17 protein-coding genes are annotated in these 15,872 nt (G+C 45.2%); 15 read left to right on the top strand and 2 right to left on the bottom strand.

All coding sequences use genetic code 11. The annotated features are described in order from the left end of the window. Positions 1-41 precede the first annotated feature (41 nt). The 5 genes from FD968_RS07800 to FD968_RS07780 are packed head-to-tail and all read left to right on the top strand — an operon-like array spanning position 42 to position 4,822. The gene (locus FD968_RS07800) at positions 42-1,346 is read left to right on the top strand and encodes a TAXI family TRAP transporter solute-binding subunit (protein WP_215365304.1); all 1,305 of its coding nucleotides are present in this window, start codon (positions 42-44) and stop codon (positions 1,344-1,346) included. Between the two features lie 10 nt (positions 1,347-1,356). Next, entirely contained in the window at positions 1,357-2,325 is a 969-nt protein-coding gene (locus tag FD968_RS07795) for a tripartite tricarboxylate transporter substrate binding protein (protein WP_215365302.1), read from the top strand. Between the two features lie 32 nt (positions 2,326-2,357). Next, positions 2,358-3,113 (top strand): 2OG-Fe dioxygenase family protein, encoded by a 756-nt coding sequence (locus tag FD968_RS07790; protein WP_215365300.1) that lies wholly within the window; start codon positions 2,358-2,360, stop codon positions 3,111-3,113. 15 nt (positions 3,114-3,128) lie between these two features. Continuing rightward, positions 3,129-4,502 carry an acyclic terpene utilization AtuA family protein gene (locus FD968_RS07785; protein ID WP_215365297.1) on the top strand — a complete coding sequence of 458 codons (1,374 nt, stop codon included), beginning with the start codon at positions 3,129-3,131 and terminating at the stop codon, positions 4,500-4,502. Beyond that, on the top strand, positions 4,499-4,822 hold the full coding sequence (locus tag FD968_RS07780; RefSeq protein ID WP_215365295.1) for a hypothetical protein: 324 nt from the start codon (positions 4,499-4,501) through the stop codon (positions 4,820-4,822). The genes FD968_RS07785 and FD968_RS07780 overlap by 4 nt, the downstream gene beginning before the upstream one ends. A 5-nt stretch (positions 4,823-4,827) precedes the next feature. Here the strand turns inward: FD968_RS07780 and FD968_RS07775 are convergent, their stop codons facing one another. Further along, positions 4,828-5,799, bottom strand: coding sequence for a tripartite tricarboxylate transporter substrate binding protein (locus FD968_RS07775; protein ID WP_215365294.1), 972 nt, complete (start codon positions 5,797-5,799; stop codon positions 4,828-4,830). A gap of 85 nt (positions 5,800-5,884) precedes the next feature. Here FD968_RS07775 and FD968_RS07770 point away from each other — a divergent pair, with 85 nt between their 5' ends. The 10 genes from FD968_RS07770 to FD968_RS07730 all read left to right on the top strand — a co-directional run bounded on the left by FD968_RS07770 (position 5,885) and on the right by FD968_RS07730 (position 15,079). Continuing rightward, complete coding sequence (locus tag FD968_RS07770; RefSeq protein WP_215365292.1) at positions 5,885-7,120, top strand: nitrate/nitrite transporter; 1,236 nt, start codon at positions 5,885-5,887, stop codon at positions 7,118-7,120. 3 nt (positions 7,121-7,123) lie between these two features. Next, positions 7,124-9,556 carry a heavy metal translocating P-type ATPase gene (locus FD968_RS07765; protein WP_215365289.1) on the top strand — a complete coding sequence of 811 codons (2,433 nt, stop codon included), beginning with the start codon at positions 7,124-7,126 and terminating at the stop codon, positions 9,554-9,556. Between the two features lie 9 nt (positions 9,557-9,565). Continuing rightward, positions 9,566-9,745: a cbb3-type cytochrome oxidase assembly protein CcoS gene (gene ccoS / locus FD968_RS07760; RefSeq protein WP_215365287.1), complete on the top strand. Its 180-nt coding sequence runs from the start codon at positions 9,566-9,568 to the stop codon at positions 9,743-9,745. A 167-nt stretch (positions 9,746-9,912) separates the two neighbouring features. Further along, on the top strand, positions 9,913-11,355 hold the full coding sequence (ccoN, locus tag FD968_RS07755; protein ID WP_215365285.1) for a cytochrome-c oxidase, cbb3-type subunit I: 1,443 nt from the start codon (positions 9,913-9,915) through the stop codon (positions 11,353-11,355). Between the two features lie 10 nt (positions 11,356-11,365). After that, the gene (ccoO, locus tag FD968_RS07750) at positions 11,366-12,016 is read left to right on the top strand and encodes a cytochrome-c oxidase, cbb3-type subunit II (protein ID WP_215365282.1); all 651 of its coding nucleotides are present in this window, start codon (positions 11,366-11,368) and stop codon (positions 12,014-12,016) included. Between the two features lie 20 nt (positions 12,017-12,036). Beyond that, positions 12,037-12,204, top strand: a complete 168-nt coding sequence (locus FD968_RS10570; protein WP_071465248.1) for a cbb3-type cytochrome C oxidase subunit 3 — start codon at positions 12,037-12,039, stop codon at positions 12,202-12,204. Further along, the gene (gene ccoP, locus FD968_RS07745) at positions 12,201-13,127 is read left to right on the top strand and encodes a cytochrome-c oxidase, cbb3-type subunit III (protein ID WP_215365280.1); all 927 of its coding nucleotides are present in this window, start codon (positions 12,201-12,203) and stop codon (positions 13,125-13,127) included. Before FD968_RS10570 ends, ccoP begins: the two co-directional genes overlap by 4 nt. 3 nt (positions 13,128-13,130) lie before the next feature. Continuing rightward, complete coding sequence (ccoG, locus tag FD968_RS07740; protein WP_215365277.1) at positions 13,131-14,588, top strand: cytochrome c oxidase accessory protein CcoG; 1,458 nt, start codon at positions 13,131-13,133, stop codon at positions 14,586-14,588. Positions 14,589-14,618: 30 nt separating this feature from the next. Then, entirely contained in the window at positions 14,619-14,822 is a 204-nt protein-coding gene (locus FD968_RS07735; RefSeq protein WP_251367545.1) for a FixH family protein, read from the top strand. Next, positions 14,819-15,079: a hypothetical protein gene (locus FD968_RS07730; RefSeq protein ID WP_215365273.1), complete on the top strand. Its 261-nt coding sequence runs from the start codon at positions 14,819-14,821 to the stop codon at positions 15,077-15,079. The genes FD968_RS07735 and FD968_RS07730 overlap by 4 nt, the downstream gene beginning before the upstream one ends. A gap of 2 nt (positions 15,080-15,081) precedes the next feature. On the opposite strand, the gene fnr is transcribed toward FD968_RS07730, so the two are convergent. After that, positions 15,082-15,852 (bottom strand): fumarate/nitrate reduction transcriptional regulator Fnr, encoded by a 771-nt coding sequence (fnr, locus tag FD968_RS07725; protein WP_215365270.1) that lies wholly within the window; start codon positions 15,850-15,852, stop codon positions 15,082-15,084. Positions 15,853-15,872: the final 20 nt, after the last annotated feature.

Genomic DNA, 15,872 nt, shown 5'->3' with positions numbered 1-15,872 from the left:
ACATGGCTTGAGTAGCCAAAGCAATTAACTATAGAGGCCTCATGAATTCTCTAAAAAAACACATTTACAACCCCTTCGCAATTGCCCTTGGCTTCTGCTTATTGTTACTTTCCATTTTTACTATTTTGTGGATTTTGGTGCCTCCTCCACCTAAGGCAATTGAGATGGCAACTGGATTCCCAACCGGTCTTTATTACCAGTTTGGTGAGCGCTTGAAGAAAGAAGTCGCAACTGATGGCGTCAATTTGGAGGTCAAAGCTACTGGTGGAACGATTGATAATTTGGCGCTACTGAACGATCCTAAGTCTGGTGTTAACTTTGCAATGATCCAGGGTGGCGTTGCGGATGTTAGCAAGTATCCTAATTTGGTTTCTATTGCAGGAATGTTTTATGAGCCCGTGTGGGTTTGGTATCGTGAGCCAGCGTTTAAAAATGAGGGTGGAAAGCTTCAGGTTTTAGGTCAGCTTAGAGGTAAGCGGGTCGCCATTGGTAATGAGGGTAGCGGAACCTTGGCATTGAGTGCCGCATTGTTAAAAATTAGTGGCATTGCTGAAAATGAAATTCATGCTGAAAAATTAAAACCAGATCAAGCGCTTGCCAAACTTAATAGTGGTGACTTAGATGCGGTATTTATTGTGGCCGCTGCTGAGGCTCCCATCTTAGAAAAGTTTTACAAAATTCCTGGTATTCGCTTAATGAGTTTTGATCAAGCAGATGCTTATACCCGTAACATGCCATATTTATCGAAGGTGAATGTTCCTCGCGGTCTATTAAGTATTGAGTATGACCTTCCACGGCAAGATATCCAGGTGATTGCACCTACTGCCACTTTAGTAACGCATGACAATGTGAGTCCCGCTATGATTTCTTTATTGTTAAGCGCTTCTTACGATATTCTGAAGTCATACTCCCGCCTGCAAAAGCCAGGAGAGTTTCCTTCTGCTGCTGGCATGGACTTTCCCTTGCATGTGGATGCTGAGATTTACTTAAAAGATGGCCCATCCTTCTTGCATCGCCACCTCCCTTTCTGGACAGCGGTATGGGTAGGGCGTTTTGTGAAAATCGTTATCCCGCTATTGGTGATCTTGATCCCTTTGTTTACTTATATCCCCTCGGCTAAAAACTTTATGCTACGTCTCAAGCTTGCGCAAGTGTATTCTGAGCTAAGGGATCTTGAGAGAAATGCTTTTAACCCGGAACTCAAAGAAAAAAATCTAAAAGATTTAGAGGTCATTGAAAAACGCGTAAATAACATCAAAGTTTCAATGATGGATTCTAAGGAGCTCTATGACCTTAAAGGTCACGTAGGAGATGTGCGTGCCCGCTTAAAGCATCTGTATTCTTAAGGAAGACAATATGTATAAAAAAATGACTGCTGTTGCAGGATTACTGCTTGGCCTTTTGCTCTCATCATCAGTGATGGCACAGCCTTATCCCAATAAACCTATCTCGATGGTGGTTCCTCAGGCTGCTGGCGGCACAAATGACATTGTGGCTCGCCTCATTGCACCCTCTTTTGGGGATGCTATTGGTGCGTCTGTAGTGGTCGAGAATAGACCTGGTGCTGGTGGCAATATTGGCACGCAGAGTGTGGCACGCTCAGCAAAAGATGGGTATACACTCCTGTTGACCATTAATAGCGCACAAGCAATTAATCCAGCGCTATATAAAAATCCCGGATTTGATCCGGTGAATGATTTTGTTCCGCTGTATTACATTGGCGCAACACCCTATGTTCTAGTATCGCCACCAGGCTCACCGTATAAAACTCTAGCTGATGTGATTGCTGCTGCCAAAAAGAAACCAGGTGAACTTTCATATGCATCTGCTGGTAATGGAACAATTAGCCACTTACTAGGAGCAATGCTCAATACTAGTGCTGGTGTGGATATGCAGCATATTCCCTATAAAGGTGTAGCGCCAGCGATTAATGATGTTTTGGGGGGTCAAGTGCCATTGGCATTTGCTAGTCTTCCATCTGCTTTAAATTACATCAAGGCAGGAAAGCTTCAAGCAATTGCAATTAGTTCGGCTAAGCGCTCTAGTGCTGCCCCAGAAATTCCGACTATTGCCGAGACTTATCCTGATTGTGTGGGCGAAGTATGGGTGGCTTTATTTGCTCCGATTGGTACCCCAGCTGATGCGGTAAAGAAAATTCAAGCGGCGATGGATAAGATGATGGCAAAGCCTGATGTTCGCGAGAAGTTAATTGCACAAGGCTTGGATTTAAGTCCTGTGCCACCTGCAAAGCTGGGCGGCTTGCTCAAGGATGAGTTAGCTAAATGGGCGAAAATCGTCAAGGCATCTGGCGCGCAGCTGGATTAAACCATTTTGGCTGATTGCCATAAAATGAAATAATGACATCAGCTAATCTCGCTCCTGCCTTAACTTCAGCAAGAGACATCCCGCAAGCTTTGCGGGATGATGGCTTTGCAGTTGCCTCAGCCGAAACAGTTGCCGAGATTAGTAAAGTCCCTTTAGCGAATTTGCAGAACTTGATCCAATGTTGGGAGGGGTTGCCAAGAGATCCTTATCTAAAAGATGGTGGGCGTTATCGCTTTCGTCGCCATGCTAGTTATGAGATCAAAAATAATGCGCTGACTTTAGTCCCGCATCGCGCACATTGGCAGTCTGTAAATTACAACGCATTGCATGGTGGAATTGAGCGTTGGTTTGAACCCGTTCAGGCAAATGTCATTAATGACTCAGCATGGCAAGCGGTACTCTTGGGCCTGGCAAATGTCTTAAGTGGATTAAAGCCAGTCACAACCTGGTTTGTAGAGGCCCATCAGTTTCGGATTGATACTACTGATGGTATTGGTAGACCAACACCAGAGGGCGCACATCGTGATGGCGTTGATTTTGTGGCAGTGTTTTTGCTTGATCGAGTTGGCATCAAGGGCGGTGAGACTAGAATATTTGATGCCAAAGGCTCTGCTGGCTTACGATTTACCTTGACTCAACCATGGTCGTTGTTGCTCATGAATGATGAGCGCATGATCCATGAATCTACTCCTATTCAGCCGTTGGCAGACTATGGATATCGCGATACTCTGGTGCTAACCTTCAGGTCGAACGGTTTTCAAGATTCTCCAAATCGTAGCCAACAATAACTCTAGTCGACTGCTGTGTCTGATCTATATCGTATAGCCTGTGCCGCTGGATTTTCAGGCGATCGGCTAGGTGTTGCCAAGCCTTTGGTCAAAGAACTTTTAAGACTGGGTGGGCCAAGCTGTTTGATTTTTGAAAGTTTAGCCGAAAGAACATTAGCGCTTGCACAATTAGAACGCCTTCAAAATGAACGGTTAGGCTATGAACCCTTATTAGAAGAAATGATTAAGCCGATATTGCTTGATTGTGTGCATGGCGGTATACCTATTGTGGGAAATTTTGGAGCGGCAAATCCAAAGGCAGCGGCACAATTGATTGCTCGCTTAGCAAAAGAGCAGGGTATTTCTGATTTAAGGATTGCTATTGTGAAGGGCGATGATATTTCATCGCCGCAATTTAGAGAAAAATTAGAAGCCTCTCTGTCTGCTAACGATAGAAAAATCTTATCTACTAGTCAGTTAGTCAGCGCAAATATTTACTTGGGTGCCAAAGAAATTGCTGATGCCTTAAGCGCAGGCGCTCAGATAGTGGTGACGGGGCGTGTAGCTGATCCTGCGTTAACTGTTGGTCCTTTAATGGCGTATTTCAAGAAAGACTGGAGTGATTGGGATTTTTTAGCGTCAGCCACTATGGCTGGACACCTTCTTGAATGTGGTGCTCAGGTTACCGGTGGTTATTTTGCAGACCCAGGCTACAAGGATGTTCCTGATCTCAGTAATGTGGGATTTCCGATTGTTGAGTTTGATCAAGCAGGAAATATTTGCGTTACAAAACCAATGAATACTGGTGGTTTAGTAAACCGCATGACTGTGACAGAACAGTTGCTATATGAGCTGCATGATCCCGCTCAGTATTTAACGCCAGATGTGATTGCTGATATTACTCAAGCCCATATAAATGACCTGGGCAGCAGTCGAGTGCAAGTCACTGGCATAAAAGGTCATCCAAGACCAGGTACCTTAAAAGCCAACATCTGTATTGATGGAGGTTGGCTGGCTGAAGCAGAAATTTCTTATGCAGGTCATCATGCCTATCAACGGGCACAGCTAGCAGCACAAATCATTCGTGACCGTCTCGGCAAGCAATTAGATTTGAGGGTGGATTTTATTGGCTCATCCAGTATATTTTCTAGCGACTCAGGACATGGTCCAGTTCAAGCAGCGAATCATCAGTTTGAAGATATTCGCTTACGTGTTGCAGCGGCCCATCAAGATCGCTCAGTGGTCATGCAGGTTTGCCGAGAGGTTACTGCCTTATATACCTGTGGTCCTGCTGGTGGAGGCGGCGTTCGGACTAGCTTGAAACCTCGACTCAATACCTTGGTTGGTTTTATTCCCAGGGAGGACATTAATGCCTCTTATGGGTTTTACAAAGGGGAAGCCAATAGATGAAGAGGTCTTTCGTTCCCCTTTATGAATTAGCCCATGCACGTACTGGTGATAAAGGATCTCGTTCAAATATCAGTGTGATCGCTTATCAGCAAAAAGATTTTGCAATCTTACAAAGAGAATTAACTGCTGAAAAAGTCAAAGCACACTTTAGCTTTCGAAATCCAACCTCAGTAAGACGTTATGATTTGCCAAATTTAACGGCTTTGAATTTTGTTATTGATGATTTATTAGATGGAGGAGTTAATCTCTCCCTTAATCTCGACTCTCATGGAAAGAGCCTTTCTTATTGGCTCTTGTCCATGGAGGTCAATATTGAGTAGTGCGCTTACTCGGCTTCCATCCCAGCAGCTTTGATGGCTTGAGCCCATTTAGCAGTTTCAAACTTAATTTTTTGTCCCAGCGCTTCAGGCGAACCAGGTTGAGTTTCAAAACCCAGAGATGCAAATCGTTCAGTCAAATCTTTAGATTTGGCTGCATCATTAATCGCCTTATTCAATTTCATGACGGCGTCTTTGGGCATGCCAGCAGGACCAAAGGCTGCGAAGAATGCAATCAATTCATAATTCTTGATGCCTAATGCTTCATTCACAGTCGGCAGCTCAGGGATAGCGGGCGAACGTTTGAGCGAGGTAACCGCTAGACCACGAATTTTTCCTGCTTGTACTTGTGGCAAGGTCACTGCAAAGTCAGCTGTAAACATATTGACTTGGCCGCCAATTAAATCTGTCATTGCATTGGGACCGCTCTTATAAGAAACGCCAGTCATTTTGATGCCCGCGGCGTTTGCTAGCATCTCTGAAGAAACACGTTGTGATGTGCTGGCATATGCAAAGGTAATTTTTCCAGGGTCTGCTTTTGCCAAGGAGACAAAGCCATTCAGGGATTTCACAGGCAAATCATTATTAACTGCCACGATCAAAGGCACTGAACCAAAGTAGCCAATCGGAGTAAACGCTGTGTCTTGGTTGTAGGGCAAATTCTTCACCAAGCTTTTGAGGGCAGCATTGGTGCTGTTTGTGCCAAATAAAAGGGTGTATCCATCTGCTGGAGATTTAGCTACAACGTCTGCACCGATCATGCCATTTGCTCCAGGGCGATTTTCAATAACAACAGGTTGACCAAGTATCTCAGTCATTTTGGCTGCGAAGGCCCGTCCAATTTGGTCAGTTGCGCTTCCAGGTGCAAATGGAACAATGGCTTTAATGGGTTTTATGGGGTAGTTGTCTGCTAATGCTAGTGTGCTTGTGAGGCCAAGGACGAGGCTGGTGCAGTAGCTCAGAAAGTGTATTTTTTTCATATTGTCTCCATCGTATTTTCATTAGTGTAGCGGGTCTTTGTTTGCTTGGGCGAGTAGAATAGATTCACGTTTTTACTGATACCTTATGCGCTTTAGATCAACTGGTTACACCCCTCTCATGCTGATGGCGCAAACCTGTGCTTTATTGGGTTTCGCTTGCTATGCTGTTGTCCTGACTCCTTTGCAGGAAGAGTGGCATTTAAGTAATCTTCAATCTGGCCTAATAGCTAGCGCTTTCTTTTTCGGCTATATGCTCGCGGTTCCTTTGGCCACTGCATTGACTGATCGTGTAGATGCACGCAAGGTTTATCTCGTTGGAGGGCTTTCCGCTACTTTTGGCCTACTAGGAATGAGTTTGTTCGCTACAAATTTTTGGACAGCGATGTTCTTTATGGCAATCAATGGGACAGGTCTTGCGGGTACCTATATGCCAGGCCTCAAAATTTTATCTGACCGAATTAAGTCAGGTGAGTTAACGCGCCACATTGCTTTTTATACTGCCTTCTTTGGAATTGGTACGGGGTTTTCTTATTTATGTTCCGGTTGGATATTAAGTGCATTGGGTTGGCACTATGTATTTGGAATCATTGCATTGGGACCATTTACTGCCTTTCTGATTGTGTTGATTTTCATACCTCCGTTAGCGCATGAGCAGTGGAAAGGTCCGATAGAGATACGTTTGCGTGACATATTTCCGGTTGATAAATGGAAATTAGTGCTACAAAACAAAAAGGCATCTGGATTTATTTTTGGCTATACCGCTCACTCTCTTGAGCTATTTGCCTCTCGCAGTTGGATTGTGGCTTTCTTTGCATTCTGTGCGGCCGCATCTGGCGAGTCCTTTTTTCTAGCTGCTACTACCTTGGCTGGAGTAATTAATTTCTTCGGTGTTCCTTCATCCATTTTGGGCAACGAGATTGCCTTGAGAGTAGGGCGTCAAAAGTGGGTTTGCATTGTGATGCTGACAAGCGCTGTGATGGGGATTGCGCTTGCCAGTTCTACAGGCCATTCCTGGTGGCTCATTGTGGCCTTAGCGGTTGGTCATGCCATCTTCATCATGGCTGACTCAGCAACGCTTACTGCAGGCTTGGTCATTAATGCCCAAGAAAATATCAAGGGTGCTGCCATGGGATTGCATTCGCTGATGGGATTTGGCGGTGGTTTGATGGGCCCCGCTATTTTTGGTTTTGTATTAGATATTGCAGGTTCACGCTCTTCCCAGATTGCATGGGTATGGGCTTATATTGCAGTTGTAATGTGGGGCGTCCTCTTTGTAATTTACGAGCGTCGCAATGGCTGGGTAGATAAAACAAGCGCATGAGCAATGACCAATAGTATCAAAGCGACTTGTTATCACTGCTCAAGCAGTATTTTGCCTGGGGAACTGATTGAGGCAGAGCTCAGTGGGGTGCAGCGATCATTTTGTTGTCCTGGATGTATGGCGATTGCACAGACTATTCATGGCGAAGGCTTAGAAGTTTTCTATGCACGTCGTGCTCAGACGGGTGATAAGCCTGCAGCCTATCTGGCGAGCAATGAGATTCCTGAAAAACTTAAGCCGTATGACGATCCTTCTTTGAGTCGACGTTTTACGAGACCGCATGGGAATGAAGGCGACTTAGAAACCACTTTACGTCTCGAAAAAATACGCTGTGCAGCTTGCGTATGGTTATGTGAGCAACATTTACGACGCATTTCAGGTGTTAAAGATGTGCAAATAAACTATGTGACACAAAAGGTAATGGTGCGGTTTGCTCCAGATAAAACTAGCTTGGCTAGATTACTTTTTGAAATCGAGCGTATTGGTTATGAAGCTTGGCCATTTGAGCCTTCACTCTCTTTAGATAGAGCAAAAAAAGAAAAACGGCAATTGCTCACACGTCTTGGCGTAGCAATGCTCGGCATGATGCAAGTGATGATGTATGCGTGGCCCACCTATGTAGGCGCAGACATCACTCCTGAGTTTGAAATCTTATTGGGCTGGACGAGTTGGGCATTGACAGTGCCGGTGATGTTGTACTCCGCAGGGCCGATCTTTCAGGCAGCATGGCGCAGTATTCAATCTTTTAAGCAAACTCATATGTTGGGAATGGATGTGCCGATTGCCTTAGCTTTGGCTTTAGCTTTCGTTGCTGGCACGATCAATCTCATTGCAGGATCTGGCCAAAGTTATTTTGACTCGATCACGATGTTTGTGGCGTTCATCTTGGCTGCACGCTATGTTGAATTATTGGCAAGACAAGATGCTCAGGGCGGAGCAGAGGCTTTGGCAAAACAATTACCGGCGACTTGCGAGCGTATTTTGAATTACCCAAGCTCACAGGATGTTCAGGTGGTTCCAGTAGTTAATTGCAATCCAGGTGAAGTATTACGTGTCTCACCAGGTGAGGTAGTTCCGGCTGATGGTATTTTGATTGAGAACGTCACTGCGCTTGATGAGGCATTGCTAACTGGCGAATCTAAACCGGTTGAGAAAAAAATAGGTGACCGCGTTTATGCGGGGACGCATAACATTCTCAATCCACTCATCATGAGAATTGATGCAGTAGGCCAATCGACTCGCATTGCTGGTATTGCCTCATTGCTAGATCAAGCTCTGCTTGCAAAGCCAGTGATGGTCAGTCTCGCAGAAAAGTGGGCAGCCTATTTTGTTGCTTTCTTATTGCTGAGTGCGTTTATATCGTCTGCAATTTGGTTGTACTTTGATCCCAGTCAGGCATGGACCGTTCTGGTTTCGGTATTGGTAGCGAGTTGTCCTTGTGCTTTATCCCTTGCAGTACCTACTGCAATGGCAGCAGCACAGGGTGCCGTAACAAAATTGGGTTTACTGATTGTTCGTGGGCATGTCTTGGAGGGTTTGGCTAAAGCAACCGATCTTGTGCTTGATAAAACTGGCACACTCACTATGGGTCAGCCTGAACTTCAAGAAATCACTCATCTGCGGGCAGACTATTGTCGTGAAGATGTTTTAGCGCTTGCAGCAGCCTTAGAGTCTGGCCAAAAACATCCTTTAGCACTTTCCATCTTGCGTGCCACCGAATTAGAAAACCTTCCTCCTGTAAAGTTGGATGCCCCCGTCATTAATCAGCTTGGTAAAGGCTTAAGCTCAGGCCCTTACCGCCTTGGGAGCTCAGCTTGGTTGGGTTTGGAGATCAATGCGCAACAGGGCCAATATGGACAGGTCCACCTCGCAGATGATGAAGGACTCATTGCTAGCTTTGTGTTTTTGGATACTCCAAGACCAGGCTTACAAAATCTATTGCGAACTGCGAAGTCTAGAAACATTGCCGTACATTTAGTGTCTGGAGATGATCCGGCGACAGTTACTTGGTGGGCCAATCATGTTGGTATAGAAAGTTACTTAGGTGGTTGTATGCCAGAAGACAAGTATGACTATATTGAGCGCCTACAAAATGCAAAACGTTTTGTGTGGGCGATTGGTGATGGCGTCAATGATGCACCCTTGCTCGCACGCGCTGATATCTCGATTGCAGTTGGAGCGGGAGCACCACTCGCTGCTGCAGGTGCTGATGCCATTCTCACGGCAGTCTCATTGGAGCCACTAGCAAAGACCTTAACTTTGGCAGATAAGACGCAGGCCATCATTAAGGAAAATTTATTATGGGCGTTGGTTTACAACTTGATAGCAATTCCTGCGGCAATGATGGGTTTAGTCAATCCTTGGGTGGCCGGCATTGGAATGTCGCTTTCTTCACTTGCTGTGACCTTAAATGCTTGGCGTTTACGAAAAGCTTAGACTATAGGGATGGAAAGTCTTTATATTTTGATTCCACTATCACTGCTTTTGGTAGGCCTATTGGCGTGGATTTTGCACTGGTCAGTTAAAAGTGGTCAGTTCGATGATTTGAATGGTCCAGGTGAGTCCATTTTGATGGATGATGATGCTCCAGCGCCAAAAAAAGTTAGTGAACACTCTCAAAATTAGCCATATATTTAATAGCCCTTTCTAGTCTTAAGGTTTATCTTTTTAGCGGGCTTTAATTTTGCCCCTACCTTTTTGATATAGATCAAAACCCCCTTTAGATCCCAATTCGATAATCCATTCAGTCTATTTGGATTATGTCGCTGTTTGGTCACAAAAAAGGAGAAACCATGGGACTTACCGTGGGGGGTAATCAAGATACCTTCAATTACAAGGTAGTCAGCCAATTTGCCATCGTTACTGTACTTTGGGGAATCGTCGGCATGCTCGTCGGGGTTATCCTCGCAGCGCAGTTAATTTGGCCTGAAATCACTTTTAATATTCCTTGGCTGAGCTATGGTCGTTTACGTCCATTACATACCAATGCAGTGATTTTTGCCTTTGGCGGTTCAGCCTTATTTGCAACGTCTTATTACATTGTCCAAAGAACCTGCCAGGTAAGACTGTTCTGTGACAAGTTAGCGGCATTCACTTTCTGGGGTTGGCAAGCGGTGATTGTTTCCGCTGCGATCACTTTGCCATTGGGCATTACAACTTCTAAAGAGTATGCAGAGCTAGAGTGGCCTATCGATTTATTGATCACCGTTGTCTGGGTTGCCTATGCAATTGTTTTCTTCGGCACTGTGATCAAGCGCAAAACAAAACACATCTACGTTTCTAATTGGTTCTTTGGAGCTTATATTTTGACGATTGCAGTTCTGCACATCGTGAACAATATTGAAATGCCAGCGAGTCTCTTCAAGTCTTACTCCGCGTATTCTGGTGCGCAAGATGCGATGATTCAGTGGTGGTATGGACATAATGCAGTGGGCTTCTTCTTGACCACTAGCTTCTTAGGCATGATGTATTACTTCATTCCAAAACAGGCTGAGCGTCCAATCTACTCTTATCGTTTGTCGATTGTTCACTTTTGGGCCTTGAACTTCACATATATGTGGGCAGGCCCTCACCACTTGCAACACACTTCATTGCCTGACTGGACCCAGTCCTTGGGCATGGTTTTCTCATTGATCTTATTAGCGCCTTCATGGGGCGGCATGATCAACGGCATCATGACTTTATCTGGCGCATGGCATAAATTACGGCGCGATCCAATCTTGAAGTTTTTAGTGGTGGCATTGTCTTTTTACGGCATGTCTACTTTTGAAGGCTCCATGATGTCCATTAAGGCTGTGAACAGCTTGTCTCACTATACAGACTGGACTATTGGGCACGTTCACTCAGGCGCATTGGGCTGGGTTGCGATGATTACCATTGGTTCTTTGTACTACCTGATTCCACGTTTAGTGGGTCAAAGAGATATGTACAGCACTAAATTAATTGAATTGCATTTCTGGATTGCAACTATTGGTGTAGTGATTTATATCGCCGCCATGTGGATTGCTGGGGTAATGCAAGGTTTGATGTGGAGAGCATTCGAACCGGATGGTACGTTGACTTACAGTTTCGTGGAGTCAGTAAAAGCTACCTATCCTTTCTATGTCATTCGTTTATTGGGCGGCCTATGCTATTTAGGCGGTATGTTGTTGATGGCTTTCAACGTCTATAAAACAGTGATTAACAAAAAATTCGTAGACGCTCCTATTCCACAAGCGTCGATCGCCGCTCATTAAGGAAAAGAACATGTCAGAACAACGTCGATTTTTCTCCCACGAAACACTTGAGCGCAATGCTGGTTGGTTGATTATTGCTACCATTGCTGCAATTTCGATTGCAGGCTTGGTGCAGATCGTACCTTTGTTTTTCCAGCACTCTACAACTGAGCCTAGCCCAGGAGTAGTGCCTTACTCAGCGCTTCGCTTAGCTGGTCGCGATATCTATCAGCGTGAAGGTTGCTTGGGTTGTCATTCACAACAGATTCGTACGCTACGTTCCGAAGTGGAGCGTTATGGTCCTTACTCTTTGGCAGGTGAGTCTGTATATGACCATCCATTCCTTTGGGGCAGCAAGCGTACTGGCCCGGATTTGGCTCGTGTAGGAGGTCGTTACTCAGATGCATGGCATCAGATTCACCTAAACAATCCCCGTGATGTAGTGCCTGAGTCCAATATGCCTGCATATCCATATTTGAATAAGAATGCTGCCGATGCAAGCACTATTCAATCGCATATGGTTGCAATGCGTCGTTTAGGTGTTCCTTACACTGATGAGGATATTGCAAATGCACCAAAAGAGTTAGAAGGCAAAACGGAAATGGATGCATTAGTTGCCTATCTTCAAGGTCTTGGTATTAATCGTAGATACATCATTGTTGATGAGGTGGTTGCTAAGTAAGGCTTAGCGACTGAGAAACTATGCAAAATATCGCACCCTACCTCTCAGCAATTTCTACCGTGCTTGGTTTGGTAGTTTTTTTAGGAATCGTTTGGTGGGCTTGGTCTGCAAAAAGACAGCCAGCCAATCAAGAATCCGCCGAACTCCCGTTCGATCTACCCGATGAATTCAGTAAGGATAAATCATGAGTGACTTTCTTGGTGCTGGTTGGAGTGCCTACATCGCCTTAGTAACATTGGTCGGCATTGTTTGGTGCGTCTGGTTATTATTTTCTCAACGCAAGGCTAAGGTTATCCATACACCCGATGGTGCGGTTGCTGATACTGGTCATGTTTGGGATGATGACTTGCGCGAGTTGAATAATCCACTGCCTCGTTGGTGGATGTGGATGTTCTTACTCTCTTGTATTTTTGCTTTGGTTTATTTGGTTCTTTATCCAGGGTTAGGTTCATATCCAGGTATCTTGGGATACAGTACTGATGGTGCATTAATGCAATCCATGACCACGGCTAATGATGAGTTGAAGCCTGTCTACGCCAAATACGTGAAGATGGATATTGAGCAGGTTGCTGCTGATCCTAAAGCCCGTGAAATGGGTCAACGTTTATTCTTAAATTCTTGCGCACAATGTCATGGCTCTGATGCTGGTGGTGCAAAAGGCTTCCCGAATTTAACGGATGGTGACTGGCTATATGGCGGTTCACCAGAGAATATCAAAACAACTATCGTCAATGGTCGTGGCGGTGTGATGCCTCCATTCCCACAATTAGATAGTAAGCAAATTGTGGATGTTGCGAATTATGTTCGTAGCTTGTCTGGCTTGCCAGCTGACGATCTTAAAGTGGCTCGTGGTGCAGAAGTCTTCAAATCAAATTGTGCCGCATGTCATGGTCCCGATGGTAAGGGCAACATCGTGCTTGGTGCACCGAACTTGACTGATAAAACTTGGCTGTATGGAGGCTCTGAAGCAACCGTCATCGAGACGGTGACCAAAGGTCGCATGGCAATGATGCCTGCTCAAGACAAAGTGTTAAGTCCTGAGAAGATTCAGTTATTAACCGCTTATGTTTGGGGCTTGTCTAATAACAAGCAACCCGCAGCAGCTAAGTAAGCAGTGCCAAGCAATACGCCGGGTGGGAAACCTGTTCCGATAGAGGTTATCGAGGAATCTCTTTACGAGGTCCGGCGAAAGATTCACCCGCGCTCAGTCTCAGGACTCTTTGCCCGCTGGCGATTAATTCTCGTTTTTGCCACTCAGCTACTGTTCTATGGTTTGCCATGGGTTAGTTGGAATGGTCGTCAAGCGGTTCTCTTTGATTTAATACAACGTAAGTTTTACATTTTCGGTCTTGTGCTCTGGCCGCAGGACGTGATCTATCTCACGCTGCTACTCATTCTTTCAGCCTTAGCGCTATTTCTCTTTACTGCTGTAGCAGGACGCCTCTTTTGTGGATATGCCTGCCCACAAACGGTTTATACCGAGATCTTTATGTGGATCGAGCGCAAGGTTGAAGGGGATCGTTTTGCACGAATTCGTTTAGATGGTGAAGAGTGGCCATGGAGTATTCGTAAGTGGCGTCTCAAGATCACCAAACACTTCCTTTGGCTATTGATTGCATTCTGGACGGGCTTTACTTTTATTGGGTATTTCACGCCAATCACAACTTTAGGTTCAGCGCTGATTCATCTATCCCTTGGGCCATGGCAAACCTTCTGGCTTTGCTTTTATAGCTTTGCTACTTGGGGTAATGCAGGTTTTATGCGTGAGCAGGTTTGCAAATACATGTGTCCTTATGCGCGCTTTCAAAGCGTGATGGTGGATAAAGATACATTCTTAGTTACCTATGACAAAGTGCGAGGTGAGCCAAGAGGTAGCCGCAGTAAGTCCGTCGATCACAGTTCATTGGGATTAGGTGATTGCGTTGATTGCAGTATTTGCGTGCAGGTCTGCCCTACGGGCATTGATATTCGTGATGGCATGCAGTATATGTGCATTGGGTGTGGCGCTTGTATTGATGCTTGCGATCAGGTGATGGAGAAGGTGGATTATCCAAAAGGATTGATTCGTTACACGACAGAACGTGCAGTTGAGGATCGTGAATCCAATCAAAGCGCCATTCGCCACATCCTACGTCCTCGAGTATTGATTTATACAGCCTTCATTACTGTGCTTGCGGCCGCTTTCTTGATATCTTTGGCAACTCGTAATCCATTGCGTGTCGATGTCATGCGGGATCGTGGTGCTCTGGCTCGCGAGGTTGAGGGTGTTCGAATTGAGAATATTTATCGCATTCAAGTTATGAATGCTTCTGAACATAAGATGAAGGTTGAACTTACTGCCAGTGGTTTAGAAGAGCTAAAGATTCTGAACTCACAGGGGCAAGTCGTTTCTGAAATTGAAGTAGGTCCTGCAAGTAACTTATTAATACCGATTAAAGTGAGTACTGAAATTGGCATTAATCAGCCAGGGAACTACCCGATTCATTTTGATGTGATTGCTCAGGAACTCTCTGGAAATGAAGTGATCACCAGAAAGCGCGATGAGAAATCAACCTTTATTATTCCCCGTTAAGCCAGCGAGTAAAAGATGGAGAGGATGCAGATGACTAAACAGCAAACTATCAAACCTTGGTGGAAGCAGTTATGGCCTTGGCTACTCATTAGTGGTCCAGCCGTTGCAATGATTGGCTGCATCATTACTATTTGGTTAGCATTAAATATGCATGTGGATAAGCCTCTGCGAGATGGCGTAGTGAAACAGGGTCTGAAAGTAGAGCAGTTGAAAGATCCGCAGGCTCAAAAATGAAATACCGTCTGCTCATCTGGATCTTATGGCCCTCCTTCTTAGTAGCCGGTATGGCAGAAGGCTTGTTATTTACTGTGATACACCCACAAGACCTGTTATTTTTTGGGCATCATCCAGAAATCTCTGATGAAGGGATTTACACCATTGGATTTTTTGCGATTTGGACTTTCTGTGCAGTCTCAAGTGCATTGACGGCCTATATTTTGCCTGGCATCGAGGCGCCAGAAGGTAAAGAAATCGACCGCGGCCTTTTGTAGTTTTAAGCGTGTTTGATTGGAATATCAGTGCTGAGGCAGGCAGATCTATCTGGGTTGGGAATGCCTGCTAACTCATACAAACCATCCATATCAATTAACTTAATATGGCGCTGCTTAATTTGAATCAGGCCGGATTCTGCAAAGCGTGAAAGCATACGGCTCACTGTTTCAATCTGAATTCCAAGGTAGCTGCCAATCTCAACGCGACTCATGCGTAGATCAAATTCATGATTGAGATAACCGCGTGCAGCTAAGCGTTGTGAAAGACTTAGCAAGAATGCTGCCAATCTTTCTTCAGCACGCATGGTCCCTAGCGACAGTAGATGGCGTTGATCTTGTGTGAGCTCACGGCTCATGATCTTATGAAACTGATTTTGCAGAACCGGAATCTGACGTGCGAGATCTTCAAAGGCATCATAGCGAATGATGCAGACTTCACTTTCTTCTAGGGCGATCGCATCTGATTGATAGTGGCCTTCCCCAATACCATCTAAGCCAAGGATTTCCCCCGGTAGATGAAAGCCAATTACTTGCTGGCGACCATCTTGGAGGCAGTATTCTGTTTTAAAGGTACCAAAGCGAACGCTGTAGACAGAGCTAAGAGGATCGCCATGGCGATACAGACTTTCCCCTTTTTGTAGGTGCACCCGTTCTTTCACCAGGGTGTCTACTCTAGTAATATCACTGGCGTTTAGGCCAACTGGTAGACAAAATTGCCCTAGTACGCAGACTGAGCATTTGCTGGTAGGAGTGTCGGTTGGCTTGTAATTCATCTTGGTACTAATTATCAAGC

Source organism: Polynucleobacter sp. AP-Titi-500A-B4 (assembly GCF_018688095.1).
In the GTDB taxonomy this organism is placed as follows: domain Bacteria; phylum Pseudomonadota; class Gammaproteobacteria; order Burkholderiales; family Burkholderiaceae; genus Polynucleobacter.
The sequence above is the reverse complement of the archived record's forward strand: the minus strand, read 5'-3'. Positions and strand labels throughout refer to the sequence as shown.

What these genes read in the sequence shown, in the direction of transcription:
- ccoS (WP_215365287.1), top strand. Translation starts at nt 9,566, where the DNA reads ATGGAAAGTCTTTATATTTTGATTCCACTATCACTGCTTTTGGTAGGC.
- FD968_RS07775 (WP_215365294.1), bottom strand. Translation starts at nt 5,799, where the DNA reads ATGAAAAAAATACACTTTCTGAGCTACTGCACCAGCCTCGTCCTTGGC.
- ccoO (WP_215365282.1), top strand. Translation starts at nt 11,366, where the DNA reads ATGTCAGAACAACGTCGATTTTTCTCCCACGAAACACTTGAGCGCAAT.
- FD968_RS07780 (WP_215365295.1), top strand. Translation starts at nt 4,499, where the DNA reads ATGAAGAGGTCTTTCGTTCCCCTTTATGAATTAGCCCATGCACGTACT.
- FD968_RS07765 (WP_215365289.1), top strand. Translation starts at nt 7,124, where the DNA reads ATGACCAATAGTATCAAAGCGACTTGTTATCACTGCTCAAGCAGTATT.
- FD968_RS07795 (WP_215365302.1), top strand. Translation starts at nt 1,357, where the DNA reads ATGTATAAAAAAATGACTGCTGTTGCAGGATTACTGCTTGGCCTTTTG.
- FD968_RS07790 (WP_215365300.1), top strand. Translation starts at nt 2,358, where the DNA reads ATGACATCAGCTAATCTCGCTCCTGCCTTAACTTCAGCAAGAGACATC.
- ccoP (WP_215365280.1), top strand. Translation starts at nt 12,201, where the DNA reads ATGAGTGACTTTCTTGGTGCTGGTTGGAGTGCCTACATCGCCTTAGTA.
- FD968_RS07800 (WP_215365304.1), top strand. Translation starts at nt 42, where the DNA reads ATGAATTCTCTAAAAAAACACATTTACAACCCCTTCGCAATTGCCCTT.
- FD968_RS07770 (WP_215365292.1), top strand. Translation starts at nt 5,885, where the DNA reads ATGCGCTTTAGATCAACTGGTTACACCCCTCTCATGCTGATGGCGCAA.
- FD968_RS07730 (WP_215365273.1), top strand. Translation starts at nt 14,819, where the DNA reads ATGAAATACCGTCTGCTCATCTGGATCTTATGGCCCTCCTTCTTAGTA.
- FD968_RS07735 (WP_251367545.1), top strand. Translation starts at nt 14,619, where the DNA reads ATGACTAAACAGCAAACTATCAAACCTTGGTGGAAGCAGTTATGGCCT.
- fnr (WP_215365270.1), bottom strand. Translation starts at nt 15,852, where the DNA reads ATGAATTACAAGCCAACCGACACTCCTACCAGCAAATGCTCAGTCTGC.
- FD968_RS10570 (WP_071465248.1), top strand. Translation starts at nt 12,037, where the DNA reads ATGCAAAATATCGCACCCTACCTCTCAGCAATTTCTACCGTGCTTGGT.
- ccoN (WP_215365285.1), top strand. Translation starts at nt 9,913, where the DNA reads ATGGGACTTACCGTGGGGGGTAATCAAGATACCTTCAATTACAAGGTA.